This is a genomic window from Ruegeria sp. AF8, assembly GCF_056541825.1.
Window position 1 is genome coordinate 1 of record NZ_JBQFYW010000005.1, and the last position, 25,655, is coordinate 25,655.

General features: G+C 57.8%; 37 protein-coding genes. 32 read left to right on the forward strand and 5 right to left on the reverse strand.

Features of this window, described 5'->3' with window-relative positions; translation table 11 throughout:
• Positions 1-139 precede the first annotated feature (139 nt).
• The 17 genes from ACR0AO_RS10560 (at position 140) to ACR0AO_RS10640 (ending at position 11,362) form a co-directional block, all read left to right on the forward strand.
• A complete protein-coding gene (locus ACR0AO_RS10560; RefSeq protein WP_480603183.1) occupies positions 140-1,102 on the forward strand; it encodes an AEC family transporter in 963 nt (320 codons plus the stop codon).
• Positions 1,103-1,286: 184 nt separating this feature from the next.
• On the forward strand, positions 1,287-2,285 hold the full coding sequence (locus tag ACR0AO_RS10565; protein ID WP_480603185.1) for a sterol desaturase family protein: 999 nt from the start codon (positions 1,287-1,289) through the stop codon (positions 2,283-2,285).
• Entirely contained in the window at positions 2,282-3,397 is a 1,116-nt protein-coding gene (locus ACR0AO_RS10570; protein ID WP_480603187.1) for an acyltransferase family protein, read from the forward strand. The genes ACR0AO_RS10565 and ACR0AO_RS10570 overlap by 4 nt, the downstream gene beginning before the upstream one ends.
• Before the next feature lie 253 nt (positions 3,398-3,650).
• A complete protein-coding gene (gene rpsJ, locus ACR0AO_RS10575; protein ID WP_008756422.1) occupies positions 3,651-3,965 on the forward strand; it encodes a 30S ribosomal protein S10 in 315 nt (104 codons plus the stop codon).
• Positions 3,966-3,983: 18 nt separating this feature from the next.
• Complete coding sequence (gene rplC / locus ACR0AO_RS10580; protein ID WP_480603189.1) at positions 3,984-4,709, forward strand: 50S ribosomal protein L3; 726 nt, start codon at positions 3,984-3,986, stop codon at positions 4,707-4,709.
• Positions 4,706-5,323 (forward strand): 50S ribosomal protein L4, encoded by a 618-nt coding sequence (gene rplD / locus ACR0AO_RS10585; protein ID WP_171638100.1) that lies wholly within the window; start codon positions 4,706-4,708, stop codon positions 5,321-5,323. The genes rplC and rplD overlap by 4 nt, the downstream gene beginning before the upstream one ends.
• A complete protein-coding gene (locus ACR0AO_RS10590) occupies positions 5,320-5,616 on the forward strand; it encodes a 50S ribosomal protein L23 (RefSeq protein WP_008757532.1) in 297 nt (98 codons plus the stop codon). Before rplD ends, ACR0AO_RS10590 begins: the two co-directional genes overlap by 4 nt.
• A 165-nt stretch (positions 5,617-5,781) precedes the next feature.
• On the forward strand, positions 5,782-6,273 hold the full coding sequence (locus ACR0AO_RS10595) for a hypothetical protein (RefSeq protein WP_480603190.1): 492 nt from the start codon (positions 5,782-5,784) through the stop codon (positions 6,271-6,273).
• Positions 6,251-6,631: a helix-turn-helix domain-containing protein gene (locus tag ACR0AO_RS10600; protein ID WP_480603192.1), complete on the forward strand. Its 381-nt coding sequence runs from the start codon at positions 6,251-6,253 to the stop codon at positions 6,629-6,631. The genes ACR0AO_RS10595 and ACR0AO_RS10600 overlap by 23 nt, the downstream gene beginning before the upstream one ends.
• Complete coding sequence (locus tag ACR0AO_RS10605) at positions 6,628-7,101, forward strand: hypothetical protein (RefSeq protein WP_480603194.1); 474 nt, start codon at positions 6,628-6,630, stop codon at positions 7,099-7,101. Before ACR0AO_RS10600 ends, ACR0AO_RS10605 begins: the two co-directional genes overlap by 4 nt.
• A gap of 241 nt (positions 7,102-7,342) precedes the next feature.
• On the forward strand, positions 7,343-8,185 hold the full coding sequence (gene rplB / locus ACR0AO_RS10610; protein ID WP_037311765.1) for a 50S ribosomal protein L2: 843 nt from the start codon (positions 7,343-7,345) through the stop codon (positions 8,183-8,185).
• 3 nt (positions 8,186-8,188) lie between these two features.
• Complete coding sequence (gene rpsS / locus ACR0AO_RS10615) at positions 8,189-8,467, forward strand: 30S ribosomal protein S19 (protein ID WP_005980699.1); 279 nt, start codon at positions 8,189-8,191, stop codon at positions 8,465-8,467.
• A gap of 3 nt (positions 8,468-8,470) precedes the next feature.
• The gene (gene rplV / locus ACR0AO_RS10620) at positions 8,471-8,851 is read left to right on the forward strand and encodes a 50S ribosomal protein L22 (RefSeq protein WP_120633916.1); all 381 of its coding nucleotides are present in this window, start codon (positions 8,471-8,473) and stop codon (positions 8,849-8,851) included.
• Positions 8,851-9,561: a 30S ribosomal protein S3 gene (gene rpsC, locus ACR0AO_RS10625; RefSeq protein WP_480603196.1), complete on the forward strand. Its 711-nt coding sequence runs from the start codon at positions 8,851-8,853 to the stop codon at positions 9,559-9,561. The genes rplV and rpsC overlap by 1 nt, the downstream gene beginning before the upstream one ends.
• 12 nt (positions 9,562-9,573) lie before the next feature.
• On the forward strand, positions 9,574-9,987 hold the full coding sequence (rplP, locus tag ACR0AO_RS10630; protein WP_480603198.1) for a 50S ribosomal protein L16: 414 nt from the start codon (positions 9,574-9,576) through the stop codon (positions 9,985-9,987).
• Between the two features lie 154 nt (positions 9,988-10,141).
• On the forward strand, positions 10,142-10,690 hold the full coding sequence (locus ACR0AO_RS10635) for an amino acid synthesis family protein (protein WP_480603200.1): 549 nt from the start codon (positions 10,142-10,144) through the stop codon (positions 10,688-10,690).
• A 51-nt stretch (positions 10,691-10,741) separates the two neighbouring features.
• Positions 10,742-11,362, forward strand: coding sequence for a 2OG-Fe(II) oxygenase family protein (locus ACR0AO_RS10640; protein WP_480603201.1), 621 nt, complete (start codon positions 10,742-10,744; stop codon positions 11,360-11,362).
• A gap of 9 nt (positions 11,363-11,371) precedes the next feature.
• Here ACR0AO_RS10640 and ACR0AO_RS10645 read toward each other — a convergent pair whose 3' ends face one another.
• Positions 11,372-12,475, reverse strand: a complete 1,104-nt coding sequence (locus ACR0AO_RS10645; protein ID WP_480603203.1) for an alpha/beta hydrolase — start codon at positions 12,473-12,475, stop codon at positions 11,372-11,374.
• A 594-nt stretch (positions 12,476-13,069) separates the two neighbouring features.
• Between ACR0AO_RS10645 and rpmC the strand changes: the two genes are divergently transcribed.
• The 11 genes from rpmC to rpmD all read left to right on the forward strand — a co-directional run bounded on the left by rpmC (position 13,070) and on the right by rpmD (position 17,358).
• Positions 13,070-13,276, forward strand: a complete 207-nt coding sequence (gene rpmC, locus ACR0AO_RS10650) for a 50S ribosomal protein L29 (protein WP_010437082.1) — start codon at positions 13,070-13,072, stop codon at positions 13,274-13,276.
• A 4-nt stretch (positions 13,277-13,280) separates the two neighbouring features.
• Positions 13,281-13,511, forward strand: a complete 231-nt coding sequence (gene rpsQ / locus ACR0AO_RS10655; protein ID WP_480603205.1) for a 30S ribosomal protein S17 — start codon at positions 13,281-13,283, stop codon at positions 13,509-13,511.
• Between the two features lie 76 nt (positions 13,512-13,587).
• Positions 13,588-13,956, forward strand: coding sequence for a 50S ribosomal protein L14 (gene rplN / locus ACR0AO_RS10660; protein WP_005621870.1), 369 nt, complete (start codon positions 13,588-13,590; stop codon positions 13,954-13,956).
• Between the two features lie 2 nt (positions 13,957-13,958).
• Positions 13,959-14,270, forward strand: a complete 312-nt coding sequence (gene rplX / locus ACR0AO_RS10665; protein WP_480603207.1) for a 50S ribosomal protein L24 — start codon at positions 13,959-13,961, stop codon at positions 14,268-14,270.
• Positions 14,263-14,823 (forward strand): 50S ribosomal protein L5, encoded by a 561-nt coding sequence (gene rplE, locus ACR0AO_RS10670; RefSeq protein ID WP_480603208.1) that lies wholly within the window; start codon positions 14,263-14,265, stop codon positions 14,821-14,823. The genes rplX and rplE overlap by 8 nt, the downstream gene beginning before the upstream one ends.
• A gap of 19 nt (positions 14,824-14,842) precedes the next feature.
• Positions 14,843-15,148 (forward strand): 30S ribosomal protein S14, encoded by a 306-nt coding sequence (gene rpsN / locus ACR0AO_RS10675; protein WP_093965360.1) that lies wholly within the window; start codon positions 14,843-14,845, stop codon positions 15,146-15,148.
• A 13-nt stretch (positions 15,149-15,161) separates the two neighbouring features.
• Positions 15,162-15,554 carry a 30S ribosomal protein S8 gene (rpsH, locus tag ACR0AO_RS10680; RefSeq protein ID WP_068340741.1) on the forward strand — a complete coding sequence of 131 codons (393 nt, stop codon included), beginning with the start codon at positions 15,162-15,164 and terminating at the stop codon, positions 15,552-15,554.
• An 11-nt stretch (positions 15,555-15,565) separates the two neighbouring features.
• The gene (gene rplF / locus ACR0AO_RS10685; RefSeq protein WP_170716663.1) at positions 15,566-16,099 is read left to right on the forward strand and encodes a 50S ribosomal protein L6; all 534 of its coding nucleotides are present in this window, start codon (positions 15,566-15,568) and stop codon (positions 16,097-16,099) included.
• Positions 16,100-16,110: 11 nt separating this feature from the next.
• The gene (rplR, locus tag ACR0AO_RS10690) at positions 16,111-16,470 is read left to right on the forward strand and encodes a 50S ribosomal protein L18 (protein WP_058283506.1); all 360 of its coding nucleotides are present in this window, start codon (positions 16,111-16,113) and stop codon (positions 16,468-16,470) included.
• A gap of 117 nt (positions 16,471-16,587) precedes the next feature.
• On the forward strand, positions 16,588-17,157 hold the full coding sequence (gene rpsE, locus ACR0AO_RS10695) for a 30S ribosomal protein S5 (RefSeq protein ID WP_480603211.1): 570 nt from the start codon (positions 16,588-16,590) through the stop codon (positions 17,155-17,157).
• Positions 17,158-17,169: 12 nt separating this feature from the next.
• A complete protein-coding gene (gene rpmD / locus ACR0AO_RS10700) occupies positions 17,170-17,358 on the forward strand; it encodes a 50S ribosomal protein L30 (RefSeq protein WP_113791481.1) in 189 nt (62 codons plus the stop codon).
• A 230-nt stretch (positions 17,359-17,588) separates the two neighbouring features.
• On the opposite strand, the gene ACR0AO_RS10705 is transcribed toward rpmD, so the two are convergent.
• Both ACR0AO_RS10705 and ACR0AO_RS10710 read right to left on the reverse strand, forming a co-directional pair.
• On the reverse strand, positions 17,589-18,053 hold the full coding sequence (locus ACR0AO_RS10705) for a GNAT family N-acetyltransferase (RefSeq protein ID WP_480603214.1): 465 nt from the start codon (positions 18,051-18,053) through the stop codon (positions 17,589-17,591).
• Positions 18,054-18,365, reverse strand: coding sequence for an ETC complex I subunit (locus ACR0AO_RS10710; RefSeq protein WP_480603216.1), 312 nt, complete (start codon positions 18,363-18,365; stop codon positions 18,054-18,056). It abuts the gene before it with no gap.
• Between the two features lie 259 nt (positions 18,366-18,624).
• Here ACR0AO_RS10710 and ACR0AO_RS10715 point away from each other — a divergent pair, with 259 nt between their 5' ends.
• From ACR0AO_RS10715 to ACR0AO_RS10725, 3 genes are all read left to right on the forward strand, one after another.
• Positions 18,625-19,248 (forward strand): NUDIX hydrolase, encoded by a 624-nt coding sequence (locus tag ACR0AO_RS10715; RefSeq protein WP_480603218.1) that lies wholly within the window; start codon positions 18,625-18,627, stop codon positions 19,246-19,248.
• An 87-nt stretch (positions 19,249-19,335) separates the two neighbouring features.
• Positions 19,336-21,522: an excinuclease ABC subunit UvrB gene (gene uvrB / locus ACR0AO_RS10720; RefSeq protein ID WP_480603221.1), complete on the forward strand. Its 2,187-nt coding sequence runs from the start codon at positions 19,336-19,338 to the stop codon at positions 21,520-21,522.
• A gap of 96 nt (positions 21,523-21,618) precedes the next feature.
• Entirely contained in the window at positions 21,619-22,290 is a 672-nt protein-coding gene (locus tag ACR0AO_RS10725; RefSeq protein WP_480603222.1) for a hypothetical protein, read from the forward strand.
• Between the two features lie 318 nt (positions 22,291-22,608).
• On the opposite strand, the gene ACR0AO_RS10730 is transcribed toward ACR0AO_RS10725, so the two are convergent.
• Positions 22,609-24,228 (reverse strand): acyl-CoA dehydrogenase family protein, encoded by a 1,620-nt coding sequence (locus ACR0AO_RS10730; RefSeq protein WP_480603225.1) that lies wholly within the window; start codon positions 24,226-24,228, stop codon positions 22,609-22,611.
• Positions 24,229-24,305: 77 nt separating this feature from the next.
• A complete protein-coding gene (gene yidD, locus ACR0AO_RS10735; RefSeq protein WP_480603228.1) occupies positions 24,306-24,548 on the reverse strand; it encodes a membrane protein insertion efficiency factor YidD in 243 nt (80 codons plus the stop codon).
• 218 nt (positions 24,549-24,766) lie between these two features.
• On the opposite strand from yidD, the gene ACR0AO_RS10740 reads away from it, so the two are divergent.
• Entirely contained in the window at positions 24,767-25,570 is an 804-nt protein-coding gene (locus ACR0AO_RS10740; RefSeq protein ID WP_480603230.1) for a GNAT family N-acetyltransferase, read from the forward strand.
• Positions 25,571-25,655: the final 85 nt, after the last annotated feature.

The window sequence follows — 25,655 nt, forward strand, 5'->3', positions numbered from 1 at the left end:
GCCCGGGACAGGTGGCCAGAGACTATTCGATGAATAATCCCTCCAAAAACCCCGCATAGTTGGGAAAAAGAAAGGCCGTGGCCTAGCCGGGGCTGTCCTTTTGCGCGACGCGGGGTGACCGCTCCGACGGACACAAGACTTGCCAAACGCGCATCAAATCCTCACTTTGTCAAAGAGTTACAAGCTGAGGAAATCTTGCGCCCTGGCCACGCATCTTGAGCATATCTTTCTGAATGTCTTCAATATTGTCCTGCCGGTTCTGATCTGTATCGGCCTGGGTTATTGGCTTGCCATCATCAAGGCGCCGTTCGACAACAAGGTGATCGGAGAGCTGATTTCGCGGGTCGGCTTTCCCACATTGGTCATTTCGCACATCACCACCGCCAGGATCGACGCCGCCGTTTTTTTGAATGTCATCGGGGCGGCGGCTCTGACGGTCGTGGGATTTGGCATCCTGAGCTTTGTCGCATTCAAATTTTTGAAAATTTCAGTTCCCGCGTTTCTCGGACCCTTCATGCATGGCAATGTAGGCTCTGTCGGTCTGCCCATAACATTGCTCACCTTCGGGGGTACCGGGATGGCCTATACGATGGGCTTCGTCGTGGTTGTCCTGCTCAGCATGTTCTCGGTCGGTATCTGGATACCCTCGCGCAGGATTTCCCTGAAAACCGTATTGGCATCGCCGGTGATCTATGCGGCATTCGTCGCGCTGGCCCTCGTCGTGACCGATACAGCATTACCCAAACCACTGGCTTCGAGCCTGGATATTCTTGGTGGGCTGGCAATCCCGTTGCTGTTGCTGACGATGGGACACACCCTGGCCACTTTCAGGATCGGCAAGCTGGGGCAGTCGGTCTTGCTGGCTTCCGTGCATCTAGTCATAGCCGTCGCAGTGGCGCTGAGCGTAGTGCGGATTCTGGGACTGACCGGTACCGAACGCGGGGTAGTCATCCTGTGCTGTCTGATGCCATCATCGGTTGCGAATTACCTGTTCGCCGATCAGTACCTGCCCGATGAAGCGCCGGATGTGGCGGGCTTCATTCTGGTCTCGACAGTGGTGTCCGTGCTTGTCCTGCCGCTGGCGCTGACGTTCTGGGTCTGATCCCGCCAAGGCAGGCAGTTTTGCCATCGGTTGACATCTTATTCTTGAAGAACATGACGTTGACCGCTCCAAATGAGGTGCAAGGGTCCTGTTCGGAAACGGGCCGCAATTGGTGACGAAAACTGCCATTCAATTTCCACATTCTTAAATTAGTTCTGAATCAGAAACAGAGTTGGAGAAGAGTATGGATTGGGCCGCCAGCATTTTCGCCCAATTTCGATTGACATTCTGGGGGTGGGAATCCCGCCTGGCCATTTCTTATCTTTTTGTAACGATCCTGATGGTTTATGCGATCTGGCTGCTTCGCGGCAGACCGTCGGGCTTCCTTCGGTTCCTGCTGCCCAGGGAAGTTTACCGGCATAGGTCCAACTTGATCGATATCCAGATCTTCGTCGTGAACGCATGTCTCGGCGCATTCGGTGTGTTTGGCGCCGTGTTGTTGACTCCGGTTGTAACCCACAATTTTCTGGAGGCATTGGTGAGTTTCAACACCGCCCAGTTGCGGCCAATTCAAGTGTCCTGGGGGCGGAGCGCGCTGGCAACGGTCATCATGATCTTGTCCATGGATTTCTGTAAATACTGGGCGCATTATATCCACCATGAATACAAGCTTCTCTGGCCGTTTCACGCATTACATCATTCAGCCGAGGTGATGACGCCACTGACGGCCACGCGAAACCACCCGGTTTTTCTGGTCATCCGAAACCTGATTTACAGCGTCGTGCTGGGACTGGTGCAGGCTCTGATGCTCTATTTGCTCATCGGACAGATTGATCTGCTGACGATCGGGGGCGCGAATGCCGGGTACTTTTTGTTCAACCTGTTTGGGGCCAATCTCCGTCACAGCCATGTCTGGCTCAGCTATGGCCGGGTGATGGAACACATATTGATTTCGCCGGCCCAGCATCAAATTCACCACTCACGTGCGGTCAAGCACCACAACAAAAACTACGGTGAGGTTTTTGCCTTTTGGGACTGGATGTTCGGCACGCTCTATATTCCGAAAGCACAGGAAAAGCTTGAGTTCGGTCTGGCTGACGCCCAGGGGAATGCAATCGAGCAACCCCATGTCACATTGCGAGATGCACTGTTCAAGCCGTTTTTCGAGAGCCTTGAGGAGGCGACCGGGATACAGCCTGTGCGCCGCGCACCCGCAAAAGAACCGGCGGACCCGGCAAAGTGACCAGAGGCGTATCAATATGGCTGGATGTTTTGCGCGCCGTGGCGACCATAGTGGTTGTCTTGTCACATTGGGCCTACCCGCGCTTCACTGAAACCAGATATGCGTTTTTTCGCGACTGGAACCTTGGAAGTGACGCGGTCATCGTTTTCTTCGTGATTTCAGGATGCGTTATCGCCTATGCCGCCGAGCGCGACGCAAAGCCAGGGCGTTTTGTGTTCAATCGTCTGACAAGGCTTTGGTCCGTCATTCTCCCGGCGCTCATTCTGACGATGGCGTTTGATGCTGTGGGGATGCACAAAGACCCGTCCGCGTATCCCTCGAAATTCTATCAGGCTCATTCGGTGGTCGATTTTCTCGTCAGGGGCCTGAGTTTTTCAAACGAGTGGTCGCTGTTTGGTCGTACGCGGCTTGGCACCAATGGGCCGCTATGGTCGCTTAGCTATGAGGCGGCGTATTATGCCCTGTTCGGAGTTGCGTTCTTCCTGCGTGGTCCGTCCAGACTGGCTATGCTGATGTTGGGTGCGTTGGTATTTGGCCTCGATGTCTTGCTCCTGATGCCAGCCTGGTTGCTTGGGGTGGGTTTCTGGTATTGGTTGCGCTCAGGCGGCCCCCGGCGAATTACGCGGTATGCGGGGTTCATATTGGCCGTTGTTGGACCTTTGGGGTACCTGACGTGCCAGCTCACCGGCGTTCCACAGGTTCTTGCGGCGGCCACTGCGGATACGTTGCACGTGCAGGACGCGCGGTCACTGCTTGGATTTTCAGATGAGTTCATCTGGAATTTCCTGATTGGTGTATTTACGGTCTGCCACCTTGTCGGCATGTCCGCTGTCTATGCTGGCAGGCAGGGTCAGTTTCAGATGCTCAGGTGGCTCGCGGGTGCAAGTTTTTCGATTTACGTCGTTCATTATCCCACGCTGCATCTTTTGGATGCCTTCCTGCCGGATATGCCCGGGCGAGACGCGCTCCTCCTGTCTGGGTCAGTGGCTGCCGGATTGGTCTTCGCATCGATATTTGAACGCCCGATTGGAAAACTACGTTCGGCAATCAGGACAGGCTGGGCCAGACCCCGACTGCAGGCGTCAAAGGCCAGTACACCGCCGCCGGGCTGAAGATCGGGCACAACAGGCAAACTGCTCGGTAGATGACCGGAAACGGGGTCAAAGAATGGCCGCGCCCGGCGTCGTTTTCACCAGATTGGGCAAAACATTTTAGGGTTGCCACAGCTCCCAACCCCCTGTATAGCGCGCGAGTTCTCAGCAAGAACGTCAAGGCGGGTTGATTCCCGCCTTTTGGGTTCGAAGAGGGTTGGCGATGCGCGTCTGTCCTCCTCTCAACCCCAACGCCTGATAAAAGGCTGTTATTATGCAAAGCCAAAATATCCGTATTCGGCTGAAGGCATTTGACTATCGCGTTCTGGATGCCAGCACGCAAGAGATCGTCAACACTGCCAAGCGGACCGGCGCGAACGTGCGCGGCCCGATCCCGCTGCCGAACAAGATCGAGAAGTTCACGGTTCTCCGTGGCCCTCACGTTGACAAGAAATCCCGCGACCAGTTCGAGATCCGCACGCACAAGCGTCTGCTCGACATCGTTGATCCGACCCCCCAGACCGTTGACGCGCTGATGAAGCTCGACCTCGCTGCTGGTGTGGACGTCGAGATCAAGCTGCAGTCGTAAGATCGGAGGGTATAGATTATGCGCTCTGGTATTATCGCAAAAAAAGTTGGCATGACCCGCCTGTTCATGGAAGACGGCAAGCAGATCCCTGTGACCGTTCTTCACCTGGACAACCTGCAGGTCGTTGCACAGCGTACCGCTGAGAAAGACGGCTACACCGCCGTTCAGCTGGGCGCCGGTGCCGCCAAGGCAAAACGCACCTCCAAGGCCATGCGCGGTCACTATGCCGCTGCCAAGGTCGAGCCCAAGCGCAAGCTGGCCGAGTTCCGCGTCTCCGAAGACGCGCTGATCGAAGTGGGCGCCGAGATTTCGGCGGAACACTTCCTGGAAGGTCAGAAAGTTGACGTTTCGGGCACCTCGATCGGTAAAGGCTTTGCCGGTGCGATGAAGCGCTGGAACTTCGGTGGTCTGCGCGCCTCGCACGGTGTTTCGATCAGCCACCGTTCGCACGGCTCAACGGGTCAGTGTCAGGACCCGGGCAAGGTGTTCAAAGGCAAGAAGATGGCCGGTCACATGGGTGCTGCCCGTGTCACCACCCAGAACCTCGAGGTTGTCAAAACCGACGCCGACCGTGGTCTGGTCTTCATCAAAGGCGCCGTTCCCGGACCGAAATCGGGCTGGGTTACCGTCAAGGACGCCGTCAAGAAGAAAGCACCGGAAGGCCTGCCTTTCCCGGCTGCTGTGAAATCGGCTGCAACCGAAGCACCTGCGGAAGAAGCGCCCGCGGAAGGTGGTGAAGCATGAAACTTGATGTAATCAAACTGGACGGCGGCAAGGCCGGCGACATCGAGCTGGATGCGGACCTGTTCGGCCTCGAGCCGCGCGCGGACATCCTGCACCGTGTGGTCCGTTGGCAGCGCAACAACGCGCAGGCCGGCACCCACAAGGTCAAGACCCGCTCGGAAACCAGCTACTCGACCAAGAAGATCTATCGCCAGAAGGGCACCGGTGGCGCTCGCCATGGTGACCGCAACGCGCCGATCTTCCGCAAGGGTGGTATCTACAAGGGCCCGACCCCGCGTTCGCACGGCCACGACCTGCCGAAAAAGTTCCGCAAGCTTGGCCTGCGCCACGCTCTGTCGGCGAAAGCCAAGGCAGGTGAACTGGTCGTGATCGAGAACGCCGAAGCCGAAGGCAAGACCGCCGCACTGGCCAAACAGGTTGCAAACCTGGGCTGGAAACGCGCTCTGGTCATCGACGGCGCGACCGTGAACGAAGGTTTCCTGAAGGCGTCGCGCAACATCGAAGGTCTGGATATCCTGCCGTCGATGGGTGCAAACGTTTATGACATCCTCAAGCGTGACACCCTGGTGCTCACCAAAGCGGCTGTCGAAGCACTGGAGGCTCGTCTGAAATGAGCGCGAAGGCAGAACACTACGACGTGATCCGCAAGCCGATCATCACCGAAAAGTCGACCATGGCCTCTGAGAACGGCGCGGTTGTCTTTGAAGTGGCGATCGACAGCAACAAGCCGCAGATCAAAGAGGCCGTTGAGGCGCTGTTTGGTGTGAAGGTGAAAGCGGTGAACACCACCGTGACCAAAGGCAAGGTAAAGCGGTTCCGCGGCCAGCTGGGCCGTCGGAAAGACGTCAAAAAAGCATATGTGACCCTGGAAGAGGGTAACACCATCGACGTGAGCACCGGTCTCTGATCGGAACGTCTTTGGAGAAAGATAAAGGCCCCCGCGAAAGCGGGGGTTTTTTGTTGGTGCCTAACTCAAGAGGATAGCAAGTTTGATTGTATTGGCTTGTTTAGCCACCCGTTGCGCGATAGTCGTCTAGCAAATTTAACTTGTAGAAACCACTTGTTGATATATATGGCAACACTGTTAGAGTTATGTGAGTCGGGTCTACTGATAAAAATTGATCCGCTAGAAGATGATGAGCAACCTTGGAGAACGCTATATGCAACGCCTGAATTTGTTGAATGGCTTGACGCTGTCCTTCCGGTCATGGACCACAATGAGCTTTATTCAAGTTTGTTGCCAATCGAACAGGTGTTCGCAGTTTTTCACGAATTTGTTTCCGGCGACGAGTTCTCTACGGATCGCCGCTTCAAAAAACTAAACTTCAATCCTGAACAGTATGTTTGGGAGATAAAAACGGATGACATACGAATATTTGGTTGGGTGCCGCAAAAAGACGCCTTTATCTGTTGTTACGGTGACAACGCGGATCAAATCAAATTGCTTGATCTTTACAGTAGGTACGTAGCTCAAACATCGTACGTTCGACATGAAATCGATTTGGACGAGCCGAAGTGCTGCCAGAGCAAGGAGTATAGTGATGTCATATCAACTAAAGATTGACCCTAAATCACGCAAAGCAGCCAAATTTATTTCTCAGCTCCAGAAGAAATTGCAAGCTGAGTTAGTTGCATCAGGCATGACACAGCAAGAAGTCGCTGAAGTGCTGGGAGTCGATCGGTCGGTGGTAAATCGACGTTTAAAAGGTAGTGCGAACTTGACTGCTAGATCGATTGCAGAGTTTGCTTATGCGTTTGACAAGGAAATCGACCTTGAGTTCGTCGAGAAAGATCGTCGGGAAAAGACAAACTCTACTGAGGCGACTTCAAATGTGATCGACTTGCGGCAAGATGCACAAAACTCTCCAACTGGAAACCTCGTCTCCGGATCGACGTTTAGAATTGAAAGTGCGGCGTCGTGAATTCAGAAGCATATGGCACGACAGTCTTCTGCGATGACATTAGGTACGAAACTAATGGCAAGCTGACGTTGGTCGGGTGCTACACCGGCGAAATGAACTTCTCTGGACCGGCTCCAGGTTTGCTGCCCAACTTTGGTGCTCTTGTTAATTTGAGGGTACCGATAAATGTCGAGATCAATACTATTAAACTCTGTGTCTACCTTGAACTTGAGAGTTCTCGGGATGAGATTTTTAGCACTGAAATTGAGATTACGGACGAACAGCGAAAGAATGCATTTGCTGGGACTGAAAATGAACGCCCAGAGGACAAAGTCCTCTCTATGACGTTTCCTCTTCACTGGTCACCACTTCCGGTGAATGAAAAGGGGAGGATTAAGGTGAGAGCGTACTTGGACAATGATATAGAGGTGCGACTTGGCACCCTAAAAATGAACTTTGTCGAAGGTGATGGCAAAGGCAAAGAAGCCTAAAGGTTCTTGAGGGCTTGAGGGCTTGAGGGGTAAAGGGGAACAACGAAGTTTCTGCTTCAATCCCCTATAGACACCCACCCCCAACCCTGTTACATGCTCCCAATCTTGCGGCCTCGGATTCGTTCCGGGGCCTCTGATATTTGTAACCGGGGACCTTCGGGGCCCTATACCCTTGGCACCTACGGGGGCCTATCACATAGCGGGGGAACCCCTCGCACTTGCTAAACGGAAGACAGAAAGCATGGCACTCAAGTCGTACAAGCCGACGACGCCGGGCCAGCGCGGGCTGGTGCTGATCGACCGTTCGGAGCTTTGGAAAGGACGTCCGGTCAAGTCTCTCACTGAGGGTTTGACCAAATCGGGCGGCCGGAACAACACCGGACGGATCACTTCACGCCGCCGCGGCGGTGGCGCAAAGCGTCTCTACCGGATCGTTGACTTCAAACGGAACAAATTTGATGTCGCGGCAACCGTCGAGCGGATCGAATACGACCCGAACCGGACCGCATTCATCGCACTGGTAAAATACGAAGACGGCGAGCAGGCATATATCCTGGCTCCGCAGCGTCTGGCTGTTGGTGACAAGGTTGTGGCATCCGCCAAGGCCGACATCAAGCCGGGCAACGCAATGCCGTTCTCGGGCATGCCCATCGGTACCATCATCCACAACATCGAGATGAAGCCTGGCAAAGGCGGTCAGATCGCACGTGCGGCCGGTACTTACGCTCAGTTCGTTGGTCGCGATGGCGGCTACGCTCAGATCCGTCTGAGCTCGGGCGAGCTGCGCATGGTCCGTCAGGAATGCATGGCCACCGTTGGTGCCGTGTCCAACCCCGACAACAGCAACCAAAACCTCGGTAAAGCCGGTCGTATGCGCCACAAGGGCGTGCGTCCGTCGGTTCGTGGTGTTGCAATGAACCCGATCGATCACCCGCACGGTGGTGGTGAAGGTCGTACCTCGGGTGGCCGTACGCCGGTTACTCCGTGGGGTAAGGACACCAAGGGTAAGCGTACCCGCAACAAGAACAAAGCGTCCCAGAAGCTGATCATCCGCTCGCGGCACGCCAAGAAGAAGGGACGTTAATCCATGTCTCGCTCTGTTTGGAAGGGTCCTTTCGTCGATGCTTACGTGCTGAAAAAAGCCGAAGCAGCGCGCGAGTCGGGCCGCAACGAAGTCATCAAAATCTGGTCGCGTCGTTCCACCATTCTGCCCCAGTTCGTGGGTCTGACCTTTGGTGTGTACAACGGCCAGAAGCATATCCCCGTCAACGTCTCGGAAGACATGATCGGTCAGAAGTTCGGTGAGTACTCGCCGACCCGGACCTATTACGGTCACGCCGCAGACAAAAAAGCGAAGCGGAAGTAAGTCATGGGCAAGGAAAAGAACCCCCGCCGCGTGGCCGAAAACGAAGCAATGGCGAAAACCCGCATGCTTCGCACCAGCCCGCAGAAACTGAACCTGGTTGCGCAGATGATCCGCGGCAAGAAAGTCGAGAAGGCTCTGACCGACCTCACTTTCTCGAACAAGCGTATCGCGCAGGACGTGAAGAAGTGCCTGCAATCCGCAATCGCCAACGCCGAGAACAACCACAACCTGGACGTGGACGAGCTGATCGTCGCAGAAGCCTGGGTTGGCAAGAATCTGGTCATGAAACGCGGCCGTCCGCGGGCCCGTGGCCGTTTCGGCAAGATCATGAAGCCGTTCTCGGAGATCACCATCAAGGTGCGTCAAGTTGAGGAGCAAGCCTAATGGGTCATAAAGTAAATCCGATTGGCATGCGCCTGCAGGTCAACCGCACCTGGGACAGCCGCTGGTACGCAGACACCAAAGATTATGGTGACCTGCTGCTCGAAGACCTCAAGATCCGTGAGTTCATCCAGAAAGAATGCAAGCAGGCCGGTGTTGCCCGTGTGATCATCGAGCGTCCGCACAAGAAGTGCCGCGTGACGATCCACACTGCACGTCCCGGTGTCATCATCGGCAAGAAAGGTGCGGATATCGAAGTTCTGCGCAAGAAGCTTGCCGCCATGACCGACAGCGAACTGCACCTCAACATCGTCGAAGTGCGCAAGCCCGAGCTTGACGCGCAACTGGTTGCCGAGTCGATCGCTCAGCAGCTGGAGCGCCGGGTTTCTTTCCGCCGCGCGATGAAGCGGGCCGTGCAGAACGCCATGCGCATGGGCGCCCTGGGTATCCGGGTGAACGTCGCGGGCCGTCTGGGCGGTGCCGAAATCGCACGGACCGAATGGTACCGCGAAGGCCGCGTGCCTCTGCACACTCTGCGCGCCGACATCGATTACGCACTTGCCGAAGCCTCGACCCCTTACGGGATCATCGGGATCAAGGTCTGGATCTTCAAAGGTGAGATCATGGAGCACGATCCGCAGGCACGTGACCGTAAAGCACAGGAACTCCAGGACGGCCCTGCACCCCGTGGTGCTGGTGGCGGTCGTCGCTAAGGAGGGAAAGATATGCTTCAACCAAAGCGTACAAAATTCCGCAAGATGCACAAAGGCCGGATCAAGGGCGAAGCCAAGGGCGGCTCTGATCTGAACTTTGGCACCTACGGTCTGAAAGCACTGCAGCCCGAGCGCGTCACCGCGCGCCAGATCGAAGCTGCACGTCGTGCCATGACACGTCACATGAAACGTCAGGGCCGCGTCTGGATCCGGATCTTCCCGGATACTCCCGTGACCTCGAAGCCGACCGAAGTCCGTATGGGTAAAGGTAAAGGCTCCGTCGACTTCTGGGCGGCCAAGGTCAAGCCCGGTCGCGTGATGTTCGAGATCGACGGCGTCAACGACGACATCGCCCGCGAGGCCCTGCGCCTGGCCGCGATGAAGCTGCCGATCAAGACCCGTATCGTGGTTCGCGAAGACTGGTAAGCGATTGGGGCCTCGGCCCCGCTCGTGACAAGATTGGCCCCGTCGGGAAACCGGCGGGGTTTTTTCTGCGCCACTGGAAAACCTTGATGGTGAAAATGGGATCGACGCGTATCGGGTACACCTCTAGGCTGCTGGACATCCAAAGGGGAGCGCCATGGTCCAGCTGCGTAAGAAGGTTTTCATCAAAGAAGTTATCACTTCAGACCAGATGGGTCAGGCATGCGCGCCAATTGTCCGTGTGGCTGCAATGGCGGTATTTCGGAATCCATTGGCCGGGAGATTCGCAGAAGACTTGTCAGAGTTGTTTGAGGTCGGTGGCGATTTGGGTGAGGGCCTCGCCGCCGAAGCAATCGCTCAATTGAGCGGCGCTCCGATCTCTTACGGGAAGGCCGCGATTGTTGGCTTGAACGGTGATTTGGAGCAGGGTGGCGCGGTGATTCACCCCAGGCTTGGAGCTCCGATGCGCGCGGCGACCGGTGGGGGCGAGGCCGTAATCCCCTCCAACGCCAAATTGGGTGCGCCGGGGTGTGCAATCGACTTACCTCTTGGTCATAAGGATAACCCGTGGTCGTTTGACCATTTTGACACGATGACATTGAGTGTCCCCGACGCTCCGAAGCCGGACGAAATCGTACTATGCCTTGCTTATGCCGACGGCGGTCGCCCTATTCCGCGTTGTGGCAAAGGCCCAATTAAGATGTGATCCTGGCAACATTGGCTGGTCATGGCAAAAAGGCTGGGTTATTCCCGGCCTATGGCACAGATTGAATCCCTCTTCGTTACCCGTCTCTACCGCGCAGCTTTGTCCGAGTTCGTTCCCGAAATCGACCCGGAAGAGTTGGAAAGCTCCTGTCTTGTCATCGCCGAGGACGATGAGGCCGGGCAGGAATGGTGCGAGGAAAACGGCTATCCCGGCTATACCAGCTATGCCTCGCTGACCGATCTGCCCTGGCGGTTCCCGATCTTTGCTGATCTGGTCAAGGTGCTGGACCAGCACGTCGCGGCCTTCGCCAGGGATCTGGAGTTTGATCTGGATGACCGCGAACTTAAGCTTGAGGATCTGTGGATCAACATTCTTCCAGAGGGCGGGATGCATGCCAGCCATCTGCATCCGCATTCGGTGATTTCCGGCACCACCTATGTGTCCATGCCCGAAGGCGCCAGTGCGCTGAAACTGGAAGACCCGCGATCAGGCCGCATGATGGCCGCCCCGATGCGCCACAAGGAGGCGCGGCGTGAATTGCAGCCGTTCATCTATGTAAAGCCGCAGGTGGGCGATGTCCTGCTGTGGGAAAGCTGGCTACGCCACGAGGTGCCGATGAACATGGCGGAAGAGGAGCGGATCAGCGTCAGCTTCAACTATCGCTGGGACTGACACCGGGCCTCAGTCGAACACGACCTCGACAGGGATGCCGGCCAGCATCTCGCCCAGATTGGAAACCCGCGTCGCCCGGTCGAAACGGCCGTGGTTGTTCAGCCCGGTTCCAAGCAGTTGAACAATCTCCGGCGACCCCGCGAATTTCGAATGGCTGCCCGAGGTTGAATCGTCGATTTCCGTCAGGTCGATCGCCACAACGCCCAGATCGGCCAGTTCCGCGCTGTTGCTCGCGCCGACGCGAGGTACCCCGCCCGCCAGCCGCCGCGAGAAGTTCAGTGCGCTGTCGTCCTGCGACAGCAGCACAAAGATTTCCTTGTCGTGCGGGCCGATCTCCTGCAACTGGATCCGGAACAGGTCCATGTCGATATCGGGCGAGGCCAGAACCACAGCCTTCAGCGCTGATGCGTTTTGCAACCTTCCGCGTTTTGCAGCATCCACCAGCGCCTCCATGGTCAGAAACCCTCCCATGGAATGCGCGAATACATCGAATCCATCGGCATTGGTGCGCGACAGGATGGTGCTGATCTCCTCGATCTTCGGGCGGGCGATCAGCGCGCTGTTCAGGTCATAGACATATTTCGTCAGCTTCGCCGCCGAGGCCCAGTCGAACAGGACCGGCACGCCCTCATAGCCGGAATCCTCGACAAACTGCGCGAGGCGCAGAACCGCATCGCTGGTTGTGTTGTTGTACCCGTGCACGAAGAACAGGATATCGCGGCTGCCTGCGGGCAGCTTCGCAAGCTCCGCGTTCACGGCCCGAATAAAGGCCCCGTCCGAGCCATAGATCTTGGGGTCGATGATCGCGAATTCCTTTCGAGGGTCCGGCGGCAACCGTTTGGCCCGTTCAAGGTTGCCGGTTTCGTGGATGGGCGGGATCGACACCTCGACCGATGCAAGCCCCAGTTCCGGTGCGCGCTGGTCTGAATAAAGCGCGCCTACGACCTCCGACGCCTGCCGTGTGGAGGCAATGAAGATCTGGTGTTTTTTGGCGCTGGCCACAGAGGCTGCCGGAATTTCGGGATTGTCCACGCCGATCAGTTCGGGAGGGCGAGAGCAGCTCGCCACAATCGACAGCATCGCGACCATTCCGACCGCTTTCAGCAATGTCACCACGTTCACTTCCCCAATCTTTTAGCCAATCTGTTCATACCCGGTCACCTGCATGGCAGGGTCGTCAATACGGGTTCAAATCTCAACTGGTTTTGTGGTAGCGGGTCGGCGCGGAACAGGCAATGACGAAACCCGAAAAGGGCGTTGGCCGGGCGTGGCAAAGCGCAAACCAGATCCGCGCCGGTATGATATGATCCTCCGGGCAGAGGGGGGGCAGCATGAAAGAAACCGAACGCGTGGTTCGCCAATTCTTCGAAAGCGGGGGATTTCGAACCTACCGGGATAAGATATCATGTTCGCTATTGTTCGGTCATGCGGGTGAAAGATGGCATGGTCACCGAAGGGCGGGACTACAATGACAGCGCCACGATTGTACGACAGCTTGGGTTGATCTAAAGAACGATTGGCAAGCAAATTCTGAAACATACCGTCTTTCCAAACTTTCCCTTGCCACCCACCCCCTAAACCCTTATACGGCGGCATCCTGCGTGTCCCCCGGCCGAGTCGGGGGATTCGTATGTCTATCATTCATCCACCAGGTCCAAGGTGACCCTGTCAGGGGGCCTTCTGGTGTTTTGAGCAAAGGAAAAGGCGATGAACGCCCAAGAACTGCGTGACAAGACCCCGGACCAGCTCCGCGAGGAACTGGCCAACCTGAAGAAAGAAAGCTTCAACCTGCGCTTTCAACAGGCAACCGGTCAGCTGGAAAACACTGCCGGCATCAAAGCGGCCCGCCGCAATGCTGCCCGCGTCAAAACCATTCTGAACGAAAAGGCCGCTGCCGCGGCATCCGAGGAGTAATCAGATGCCCAAGCGTATCCTGCAAGGCACCGTGACCAGCGACGCCAACGAACAGACCATCACCGTGCTGGTCGAGCGCCGCTTCAAGCACCCGCTGCTGCACAAAACCGTCCGTAAGTCCAAGAAATACCGGGCTCATGACGAAAAGAACGCCTTCAAGGTCGGCGATACCGTACGCATCATCGAATGCGCGCCGAAATCGAAGACGAAACGTTGGGAAGTTCTGGAGGCGTAAGCCGCCAGGACTTTTCCATTTGTCGAAACCCTGGGGGATCTAACAAGACCAGCCCCCACAGGTCGGGAGAAACCACATGATCCAGATGCAGACCAATCTGGATGTCGCTGACAACTCCGGCGCACGCCGAGTTCAGTGCATCAAGGTCCTGGGTGGTTCCAAGCGTAAATACGCCTCCGTCGGCGACATCATTGTCGTCTCGGTGAAGGAAGCCATCCCGCGCGGCCGCGTGAAAAAAGGTGACGTCCGCAAGGCCGTCGTCGTACGCACCGCCAAGGAAGTCCGCCGCGAAGACGGCACCGCGATCCGCTTCGATCGCAACGCCGCCGTCATCCTGAACAACAACAACGAGCCGGTCGGTACCCGTATCTTTGGCCCGGTTGTTCGTGAGCTGCGCGCCAAGAACTTCATGAAGATCATCTCGCTCGCTCCGGAGGTGCTGTAATCATGGCTGCTAAACTCCGCAAAGGCGACAAGGTCGTCGTGCTGGCCGGCAAGGACAAGGGCAAAGAGGGAACCATTTCCTCGGTCGACCCTAAGGCCGGCAAAGCTGTTGTCGACGGCATCAACATCGCCATCCGCCACACCCGCCAGTCGCAGACCAACCAGGGTGGCCGCCTGCCTCAGGCAAACCCGATCGAGCTGTCGAACCTGGCGCTGCTGGACAAGAACGGCAAAGCAACCCGCGTCGGCTTCCGCATGGAAGGTGACAAGAAGGTTCGTTTCGCCAAGACCACGGGGGACGTGATCGATGCTTGATAACGCAACCTATACCCCGCGTCTGAAAGCTCAGTACGCTGAAACCATCCGTGCCGCTCTGAAAGAAGAGTTCGGCTACAAGAACGACATGCAGCTGCCCAAGCTGGAAAAGATCGTTCTGAACATCGGCTGTGGTGCCGAGGCCGTCAAGGACTCGAAGAAAGCGAAAGCTGCTGTCGAGGATCTGACCGCAATCGCCGGCCAGCAGGCCGTCGCGACCAAGGCGAAGAAGTCGATCGCGGGTTTCCGCGTCCGTGAAGAAATGCCGCTGGGTGCGAAAGTGACCCTGCGCGGTGACCGGATGTACGAATTCCTGGATCGTCTGATCACCATCGCAATGCCGCGCGTTCGTGACTTCCGCGGTGTGAAGCCGTCTTTCGATGGTCGTGGCAACTTTGCCATGGGCATGAAAGAGCACATCGTGTTCCCGGAAATCGACTTTGACAAGGTTGACGAAGTCTGGGGCATGGACATCGTAATTGCCACCACAGCGAAAACCGACGCTGAAGCAAAGGCACTGTTGAAAGCTTTCAACATGCCGTTCAACGCGTAAGCGCCGGGAGGATTGAGACATGGCTAAAAAAGCAATGATCGAACGCGAGAAGAAGCGCGCACGCCTGGTGGCACAATACGCCGAAAAGCGTGCGGCTCTGAAAGAGATCGCAAATGACGAGAGCAAGCCGATGGAAGAGCGCTTCAAGGCGCGCCTGAAGCTGGCGAAACTGCCGCGCAACAGCTCGGCCACCCGTCTGCACAACCGCTGTCAGCTGACCGGTCGTCCCCACGCTTACTACCGTAAGCTGAAGGTCAGCCGTATTGCGCTGCGCGAGCTGGGTTCTGCTGGTCAGATCCCCGGCATGGTGAAATCGAGCTGGTAAGGGAGAGAGTGATATGAACGATCCTATCGGCGATATGCTCACCCGTATCCGCAACGCGCAAATGCGCGGCAAGTCCACCGTTTCCACCCCCGCATCCAAGCTGCGTGGTTGGGTTCTGGACGTGCTGGCGGACGAAGGTTACATCCGTGGCTATGAAAAGACGACCGGCGAGAACGGTCATCCGGCCATCGAAATCAGCCTGAAATACTACGAAGGCACCCCTGTCATTCGCGAGCTGAAGCGGGTCTCGAAGCCCGGCCGTCGCGTGTACATGGGCGTCAATGACATCCCGCAGGTCCGTCAGGGTCTGGGCGTGTCGATTGTCAGCACTCCGAAAGGTGTGATGTCGGACGCAAACGCGCGCTCCAACAATGTTGGCGGCGAAGTGCTCTGCACCGTCTTCTAAGGAGGTCTGCAATGTCTCGTATTGGTAAAAAACCGGTCGAGCTGCCCAGCGGCGTTTCCGCCTCTGTGTCGGGTCAGACCATCGAAGTCAAAGGTCCGAAAGGCACCCGCAGCTTCACCGCCACCGACGATGTGACTCTGTCGGTCGAAGACAACGTGGTCAAAATTGATCCGCGTGGTTCGTCCAAGCGTGCGCGTCAGCAGTGGGGCATGAGCCGCACCATGGTTGCCAATCTGGTGACCGGCGTGACCCAGGGCTTCAAGAAAGAGCTGGAGATCCAGGGTGTGGGTTACCGCGCTCAGATGCAGGGCAACACCCTGAAGCTGAACCTGGGCTACAGCCACGACGTCGATTTCACCGCTCCGGAAGGTGTCACCATCACCGCGCCGAAGCAGACCGAGATCGTTGTGGAAGGTATCGACCAGCAGCAGGTGGGCGAAGTCGCGGCCAAAATCCGCGAATGGCGCCGTCCCGAGCCGTACAAGGGCAAGGGCATCCGCTACAAGGGCGAGTTCATCTTCCGCAAGGAAGGCAAGAAGAAGTAAGGACGCACACAATGGCAAACAGCAAAAGAACCCTGTTTCTGAAGCGCCGCCTGCGCGTTCGGAACAAACTTCGCAAGGTCAACGCGGGTCGTCCGCGTCTGTCCGTACACCGTTCGAACAAGAACATCTCTGTTCAGTTGATCGACGACGTGCGTGGCGTGACCCTGGCCTCGGCCTCGACCCTGGAAAAGGATCTGGGTGTTGTTGGCAAGAACAACGTCGAAGCGGCCACCAAAGTGGGCGCGGCCATCGCCGAGCGTGCCAAGAAGGCGGGCGTCGAAGAGGCCTATTTCGATCGTGGCGGCTTCCTGTTCCACGGCAAGGTGAAGGCTCTGGCCGACGCTGCGCGTGAAGGTGGGCTGAAGATCTAAGACCTGCGGGCGGGTTTCGATCCGCCCCGATGATCCGGGGGCCTCGACGCCAGTCGGGGCTCACTTGGATTGAACAAATCGGCGCCGCAAGCGCCTCTAGAGAAAAGGGATGCCAAGATGGCAGAACGTGAAAACCGTCGGGGCCGTGGCCGCGACCGTGAAGAAGCACCGGAATTTGCAGATCGTCTGGTCGCAATCAACCGCGTGTCGAAAACCGTAAAAGGTGGTAAGCGCTTTGGCTTCGCCGCTCTGGTGGTTGTCGGCGATCAGAAAGGCCGCGTCGGCTTTGGCAAGGGTAAAGCGAAAGAAGTGCCCGAGGCCATCCGCAAGGCGACCGAACAAGCCAAGCGTCAGATGATCCGCGTGCAGCTGCGCGAGGGCCGGACCCTGCACCACGACATCGAAGGCCGTCACGGCGCCGGTAAAGTGGTTATGCGCACCGCGCCTGAAGGTACCGGTATCATCGCCGGTGGTCCGATGCGTGCCGTGTTCGAAATGCTGGGCGTCAAGGACGTTGTGTCCAAGTCGCTGGGCAGCGCGAACCCCTACAACATGATCCGCGCCACCATCAACGGCCTGCAGAAAGAGCAGAGCCCGCGTTCGGTTGCACAGCGCCGTGGCAAGAAAGTTGCTGACATCCTGCCCAAGCGGGACGAAGCACCGGCTGCTGCTGAAGCAGAAGCATAAGGAGAGCGACCCATGGCAAAAACCATCGTCGTCAAGCAGATTGGCTCACCGATCCGCCGCCCCGCCGAACAGCGCGCAACCCTGATCGGCCTGGGCCTGAACAAGATGCACAAGACCCGTGAACTGGAGGACACTCCTTCGGTTCGCGGCATGGTCAACAAGATCCCGCATCTGGTCGAGATCATCGAAGAGCGCGATTAAGCGTTTCTTATCGAACCGAATTGGAAACGCCCTCGGGAAACCGGGGGCGTTTTCGTTTGCCGGGCATCCGTTTTTTGCCCGCACACATCATGGTTTACACGTAAAATCAGATCCTGCCGGCGATCTCGTTCATCGCTACGAACACCGCCACCACGAAAGCACCCGCAATCTGATGTCGGCTGAGGTCTTTTCGGTCGATTTGCGCCTGTTCTGGGTTATTGGCCAGCGGGTTAAAGATCCATACGCATGAATGCGCTGTTGGGGTCGGCATCATAGCCGTGGATTGGGCCGCAATAGCTGTAACCCAGTTTCTCATACAGTTTGCGCGCCGCGTCATAGTCAATAAGATGAGCCGCCCCGGTTTCCAGAACCACGGCAGTGGCGCCGCTGGACCGGGCTTCGTCCGCAAGGCGCATCATCAATATTCGCGCCAGCCCCCGGCCCCGGGCCGAAGCGGCGATATGGACCGATTTCACTTCGGCCGTGCCATCCGGCAAAGTCTTGAGCGCGCCGCAGCCCAACGGGTCGCCGTCATCATAAAGCGCCCAGAATCGTGTTCCCGGCTCGCGCAGGGCGTCCGCGTCCATGGTGTGGTTGCTTTCCGCCGGCCCTGCCTGCTGGCTGTGGGCCAGATGCGCCAAGATCAGCGGGCGCAGATCGTCCGCGCCCGGATCGGCCTCGCGGATGTCGATCATTCAGTGGGTCCAGGGGGCCCGGCGGTCGGTGGCGAAGTTTTCACCGTAGCCGCGCACGCGCAGGTTGGGTTTGCGTTTGTGCGGCTCACTCACCTGCGCCTCGATCCCATTGGCCTGCGCATATTCCAGCGCCTCTTTCTTGGTGTCGAACCGAAGACGCACCTGGGTTTGGGTGTCGTTTGACGAGGTCCAGCCCATCAGCGGGTCGACTTCGCGAGCGGAGCCCTGAGCGTATTCCAAAACCCATTTGCGGGTTTTGGCCATCCCCGAGGTCATCGCGTTTCTGGCAGGCTGGTAAATCCGTGCGCGCATTGCTGGCTCCGTCATCTTCGGCTGTTCCCTATATGCGCGGATCGGCGGTGTCCGACAAGGCTGTTTTCCAAGGGTGCGGCAGGAAATCCCAGCCGCTGAGTGGCTTTTGCCGCGCGCGAGCGGCACTGGGGCAGGCGCAACGCGCGCTTGCGATATATCCGTCGCGGCGTGTCCCGCAGCAACATGGCGCCAAATCAACGCGCCCCTTGCAATCGCCGCCTCAGCGACGACAATCCGTGAGGAGGGGATCGTCGAACGCATGGAAAATATCTGGCTGTCAAAAGTGAAACGCCTGCAAGCTCTGGCTTCGACCGGCCGTCATTATGCCAACAACGACTTTGATCGAGAACGCTATGACGAAATCGCCCGGCTTGCGGTCGAAATGCTGGCCGATCTGGGGGATATTCCCCTCGACCGGATCGAGGGGCTGGTTTCTGATTTCGCTCAGGGATACGTCACGCCCAAAGTCGATGTTCGCGGGGCGCTGATTGAAGACGGTAGAATCCTGCTGGTGCAGGAAAAAACAGACGGGCTATGGACCTTGCCGGGCGGATTTGCCGATGTCGGTCTTTCGGCCTCGGAGAATGTGGTCAAGGAGATGCGTGAAGAGGCTGGTCTGAGTGTTGCCGCCACCCATCTCTATAGCCTCCGGCACAAGGCCAAGAGGCCCTATACCGCTGACGCGCGCGACTTCTACAAACTGTTTTTCCTCTGCGCGCGCACCGATCTGCAATCCCCCAGCCCGGGCATCGAAACCCTGCAGGCGGCTTTCTTTGCTCCGGACGCCCTTCCGCCCCTGTCGCGGGGTCGCACAATTGAAGACGACATTCACAACGCCTTTGCCTCTTGTTCCGGATCATCCCCGACCGCATTGTTCGATTAATTCGATATCACGGACCGTCCCGGCAACCTTGGGGTTGCGCTTGGACAAAATAAGAACAAATTATGAAGGCCGAAGCGGAGCCTGCCCATGCCCTATGCCCATTCCGACAAGACCCAACTGACAGCCGAAGACGTCCGCGCGCGCCTGAAACTCGAAGGCGGCAAGCAGTTCGTCATGCACACCGGCTTTGCCCCCGCAGGCGACCAGCCCACGGCGATCAAGGAACTGGCGGGTGGTGTGCTGGACGGCGAACGCGATCAGGTGCTGCTGGGCGCGACCGGGACCGGCAAGACCTTTACCATGGCCAAGGTGATCGAGGAAACCCAGCGCCCCGCCATCATCCTCGCCCCCAACAAGACGCTGGCGGCGCAGTTGTATGGAGAATTCAAAGGCTTCTTCCCCGAGAATTCGGTGGAGTATTTCGTGTCCTACTACGATTACTACCAGCCCGAAGCCTATGTGCCGCGTTCAGACACCTATATCGAGAAGGAATCCCAGATCAACGAACAGATCGACCGTATGCGCCACTCGGCCACGCGCGCCTTGTTGGAGCGCGATGACGTGATCATCGTGGCCTCGGTCTCCTGTATCTACGGTATCGGGTCGGTCGAAACCTACGGGGCGATGACGCAGGACCTGAAGGTCGGGGGCGAGTATGACCAGCGTCATATCATGGCCGATCTGGTGGCGCAGCAATATCGGCGCAATGATCAGGCGTTCCAGCGCGGTTCGTTCCGGGTGCGCGGCGATTCCCTGGAAATCTGGCCCGCCCACCTCGAAGACCGCGCCTGGAAACTGTCTTTCTTCGGCGAAGAACTGGAGCAGATCACCGAATTCGATCCGCTGACCGGTGAAAAAACCGACACGATGGATCACATCCGGGTCTATGCGAACTCGCACTATGTGACGCCGAAACCGACGATGCAGCAGGCGATCATCGGCATCAAAAAGGAACTGCGCATCCGGCTGGATCAACTCGTCGGCGAAGGCAAACTGCTGGAAGCACAGCGTCTGGAACAGCGCACCAACTTTGACCTTGAGATGCTTGAGGCCACCGGCGTCTGCAACGGGATCGAGAACTACTCGCGCTATCTGACCGGTCGTGCGCCGGGCGAACCGCCCCCAACCCTGTTTGAATTCATCCCCGACCACGCGATTGTCTTTGCTGACGAATCCCATGTCAGCGTGCCGCAGATCGGCGGCATGTATCGGGGCGACTACCGGCGCAAGTTCACGCTGGCCGAACACGGGTTCCGCCTGCCGTCGTGCATGGATAACCGACCCCTCAAGTTCGAGGAATGGGATGCCATGCGCCCGCAATCCGTCTTTGTCTCGGCCACCCCCGCCAAGTGGGAGATCGAACAGACCGGCGGCGTTTTCACTGAACAGGTGATCCGCCCCACTGGCCTCTTGGACCCCGAGGTCGAAATCCGTCCCGTATCCATGCAGGTCGACGATCTGCTGGACGAGGTGCGCAAGGTCGCCGCCAATGGCTACCGCACGCTGGTCACCACGCTGACCAAACGCATGGCCGAGGACCTGACCGAATACCTGCACGAACAGGGCATCAAGGTCCGCTACATGCACTCGGATATCGACACGCTGGAACGGATCGAAATCCTGCGCGATCTGCGTCTGGGGGCGTTTGACGTGCTGGTCGGCATCAACCTGCTGCGCGAAGGGCTCGACATCCCCGAATGCGGGCTGGTCGCCATTCTGGATGCTGATAAGGAAGGCTTCCTGCGCTCGGAAACCTCGCTGATCCAGACCATCGGCCGCGCCGCGCGGAATTCCGATGGCCGGGTGATCATGTATGCCGACAAGATCACAGGCAGCATGGAGCGCGCGCTGGAGGAAACCAATCGCCGCCGCGCCAAACAACTCGCCTATAATCAGGAAAACGGCATCACCCCCGAGACGGTGAAAAAGAATGTCGAGGACGTTCTGGCCGGTCTCTACGAAGGCGACGTCGACATGAACCGCGTCACCGCCACCATCGACAAACCGATGCACGGCGCCAATCTAGAGGCCCATCTGGACGGCCTGCGCGAGCAGATGCGAAAAGCCGCCGAGAACCTGGAGTTCGAAGAAGCCGCTAATATCCGGGATGAGATCAAACGTCTGGAAGCGGTCGATCTGGCCATCGCCGACGATCCGATGGCGCGGCAATGGGCGGTCGAGAAAGCCTCGGAGGACGCCGTGAAATCGCGCGGACGGTCAACGGCTGGCAGGCCGGGGCAGCGGGGTGGGAATGTGAAGAGGCGGAAAAGGTAGCAACGTTCGCTTTGCCAAAACTGGAAGAACTCTCTCGAAATCGCGTGAGCTTTGCCCCATTCTTGCGCAGCATTCAATTTAAGTTACCTAGACAGCATGGCTTCTATAATCGTTATCGGTCTTCTTTTGGTTTTCGTTGGTCTTTCAACGGTTTGGGTTTGGTTCAGCGTTCTGTTCGGGATGCGCGAACCAACGGTCTTTCGAACCATTTTTTTGCTTCTATCGTTGTTTTCACTTTCAATTTTAGTGTGTTTTAGCGACGTAACTGGCGATCCATTTTCGTATTTTCTGACGTTGTTTATTTGGCCAATAGTCTGGTTCTATGCCGTTCCAAAACTGATTGCCGCAAAGGTCATTTATTTTTTGGCATCTACCCTGCTGATCTTGGCTGGAACCCTGGCTCTGGCTTTGATGACCACGCGAATTAGACGTGTACTAATCGTAGCTGCGGGCTCTGTTCTGGCAGTTTTGGCACCGGCAGTAATTGAAAATTCAGTTATAAAAACTCAGATGGCATCCAAAGCCGAAGCCTCGGGCTTATTGATTGTAAGTCGATCTTCCTTTTATAGATCCGCAAGTGAGGGTTTCTCCGAATTCAAAAATCCCCACGGTTACGCTTGTGATGCCAACGACTGGCCGAGCCTGTGGAGTTACAAGTATCGGGATTGGATTCCATTACCACCTAACTCGCGGTATGGGGGTGGCAAACCGGAGCTTATAAAAAGCTATTGTAGCCACCATAGACGCCTTCTGGCTGATAGCGCTTAACACGCATAGGATAGGTGCTCGCACCCATCTTTTCCAACCGCCATACAGTGATGGGCGAAATTATCCATGTCGCCCAACACCCCACATTTCAAACTTGCAGCCCAGCGCGCACTCCTTCACGTTTGAAATCACAAATTGTGTTTCCTAACGTTTGCCATGACGAACCCCAACACTTTGCCCAGCACGCATGAGGTCCAAAGCGCAATTCACCGGGTGCGCGGCACGCGCATGGTGCTGGACGAGGGTCTGGCGCACCCGCGATGCCCTCTTTGATTGCCCAGCCAATTCGGCTTCGTTGCCGACCGGCAGAACGGGGCGTCACTCCCCCAGTCGCATCAATATCCGGTCCACGTCCACGGTGCCGATTGATCCCGGGATACGCCCGCACTCGCCCGCGATCCGTGTGGCGATGAAGGCGTCCGAGACCGTGCCGGGCGCGCGCCGCAACAGGAGCGAGGCCGTCAGCAACAGGGCGGTGCGTTCCGCGAACCAGCGCGCCTCGGCTTCCGGGGGAAGGGCGGGCCAGCGCTCTTGATGTGCCTGCAGGGCCGCATCGTATCTCGGGTCGGCACCGGTGCCCGCCCGCAACTCGGCCTGCAGGGCTTCGGCGGTCAGCGGGTCGCGCGCAAGGCTGCGCAGAATGTCCAGGCAGATCACGTTGCCCGAACCTTCCCAGATGCCGTTGAGCGGAGCTTCGCGATAGAGCATGGGCATCGGCGTGTCTTCGACATAGCCCATACCGCCCAGCACCTCCATCGCTTCGGCCACGACAACGGGGCAGCGCTTGTTGGCGAGAAACTTGGCCAGAGCCACGCCGATCCGGGCCAGGGCCCGTTCCCCGGGCGCGTTGTCGTCGAATGCCTGTGCCACGCGCAGGCCAAGGGTCAGCGCGCCTTCCCAGTCCAGTACGAGGTCGGCCAGAACCGCCTTCATCAGGGGCTGATCGATCAGCCGCCGCTGAAACGCGCTGCGGTGCGCGACCCAGTGGTGGGCCTCTGCCAAAGCGGCGCGCATCAGCCCGGCGGGGGCCATCGCGGTATCGAGCCGGGTGTGATGCACCATTTCGATGATCGTGCGTATCCCGGCCCCCTCGTCGCCAAGCTGATAGGCCAGAGCATCGTGAAGCTCGATCTCGGCGGATGCGTTCGACCTGTTGCCCAACTTGTCCTTGAGGCGCATGATGTGGATCGCGTTTGGCCCGGTGTCCAGCCAGCGTGGCAGCAGAAAGCAGGTCAATCCGCCCGGGGCCCGGGCCAGGGTCAGAAATCCGTCGGACATCGGGGCGGAACAGAACCATTTGTGACCTCTGAGCCGCCAGTGCCCGTCCGCGCGGGTCGCAACGGTGGAGTTCGACCGCACGTCCGACCCACCCTGTTTCTCGGTCATCGCCATACCAAGGGTCGCGCTCTGCTTTTCGGCGATGGGCCGGACCGACGGATCATAGGCCCGCGCCATCAGTTTCGGCTTCCAAGCGGCTTCGATCCCGGGATCTGCCGACAGGGCCGGAATTGCGGCATAGGTCATCGTCATCGGACAGCAGTGGCCGGGCTCGACCTGGCTGGCAAGATAAACCATCGCCGCATGGGTCACATGCCCGCCGGGCTTATCTTCCCATGCGACGCCGGCATAGCCCGCGGATTGGCTGGTTTGCATGAGTTGGTGATAGGCGGGGTGAAACCGCACCTCGTCCAGCCGACGCCCGCCCCGATCGAACAGCCGCAATTCCGGCAGGGATCGATTGGCCTCGCGCCCGGCTTCGCGCATCTCGGCGCTGCCCAATAGCGCGCCGTAACTGGCCAAAGGCTCGATCTGACCGGACGCATGCACGATGTTGTCGCGCAGAACCGGGTCGGCATCCCACAGATTGCGATCGCCGCGCTCGGGCGGCTGATTGTGAACGTCGTGCGTGGGCAACTCTGAGCGGGCGTTGGATGGCATGGTGACCTCGCTGTGCTGAACGCCAACACTATGCCCCGCCCGAATGGGAAGCGGTCAAGAATAACGGCGCGTCCGGATCACCCTGAATTGTCCGGTGATTTTTCCGGAACCGGGTCGTAGCCTGTCCCGCCCAGCGGGTGGCATCGCCCGATCCGTTTGATGGTCAGCCAGGTGCCCTTTGCCGCGCCGTGCTTGTCCAGGGCTTCCAGCGCATAGGCCGAACATGTCGGTTGATAGCGGCAGTTGAACCCCACCCACGGGCTGAAAATCAGCCGATAGGCCCGCACCGGAAGAGCCATGATATGGGCGTATGGGGACATGAGGATATTCTATCCGATGCATGGTTGCATGCAATAGCCGCTCGTGTCTGCACATAAGAGTTGCCATATCAAATTGTCAACTCTAGGTTGCTTCTTTAGGGCGCCAACACATCTCAATAGCCTGCCTACATTTCCACCGGGTTGTTGTTTGGCGCATCGCCTGAGTTTAAGAATTGCGACAGTTGCGAGTTGATTGCACTGGCGCCGGAATATTCACGATGGAAGGTTCGATTATGCCGCTGGATCTTGAGTTCACAACAAGAATGGACACCAACTGCGCCTCATACTGGCGCGAATATGCCCGTATCGCAGGAGGCGAGTATCAGGAATATTCAGATGCGGTGTTCATGTACTCGAAAATCCCGTTATTCCTGTTCAACAATGTATTCGTGACCGGTCAGAACCTGGATGTGCTCGACGAAGTATTTGCAGCGGCGCAAAAGTGCATATCGGCCAACGGTACACCCGTTTTGTGGCGTACTTGTCCTGCGGCGGCGACGGATGCGGTCAAGGCAAAGTTCGAACAGCTTGGTCTGCAACCGGTGGGCAAACAGCCCGCAATGCTTTGCGACCTGACCGGGTTCGACCTGGCCCCGCAATTCGAGGGGCTCAGGATTGAACGGGTGGAGGGTCAGGCGGCCCGCCATGACTGGGCGGCGTTGGCTGCTGAAGCGTTTGAGCTTGATCCGGCATCGTGCAAGGCGATGGCCGACAGTGAAGGGGCGATCCCAGATGCGGCGCTGGGCGAACAATGGCGGTATCTGGGAATTCTGGATGGCAAACCGGTGGCGACCAGCGCCTTGAACATGGCTGACGGGCTGGCGGGTGTCTATGTCGTCGGAACCTTGCCCGCATATCGCAACAGGGGAATCGGGACCGCGATGACGCTACATGCGATGGCAGAAGGCAAGAGACGCGGCGCGACTTCTTCTATTCTGCAGGCGACTGATATGGGCAAACCGGTCTACGAGGAAATCGGATTTTCGACGGTCTACGAGTACGACTTTTATGTACAGGCCTAGTCGGAACTGAGAATCAGACAGTGTCCGGTATAGTGGAACGCCGCCTTGAAAGGCGGCGTTTACTTGTGACGGCGATCCGGAACCG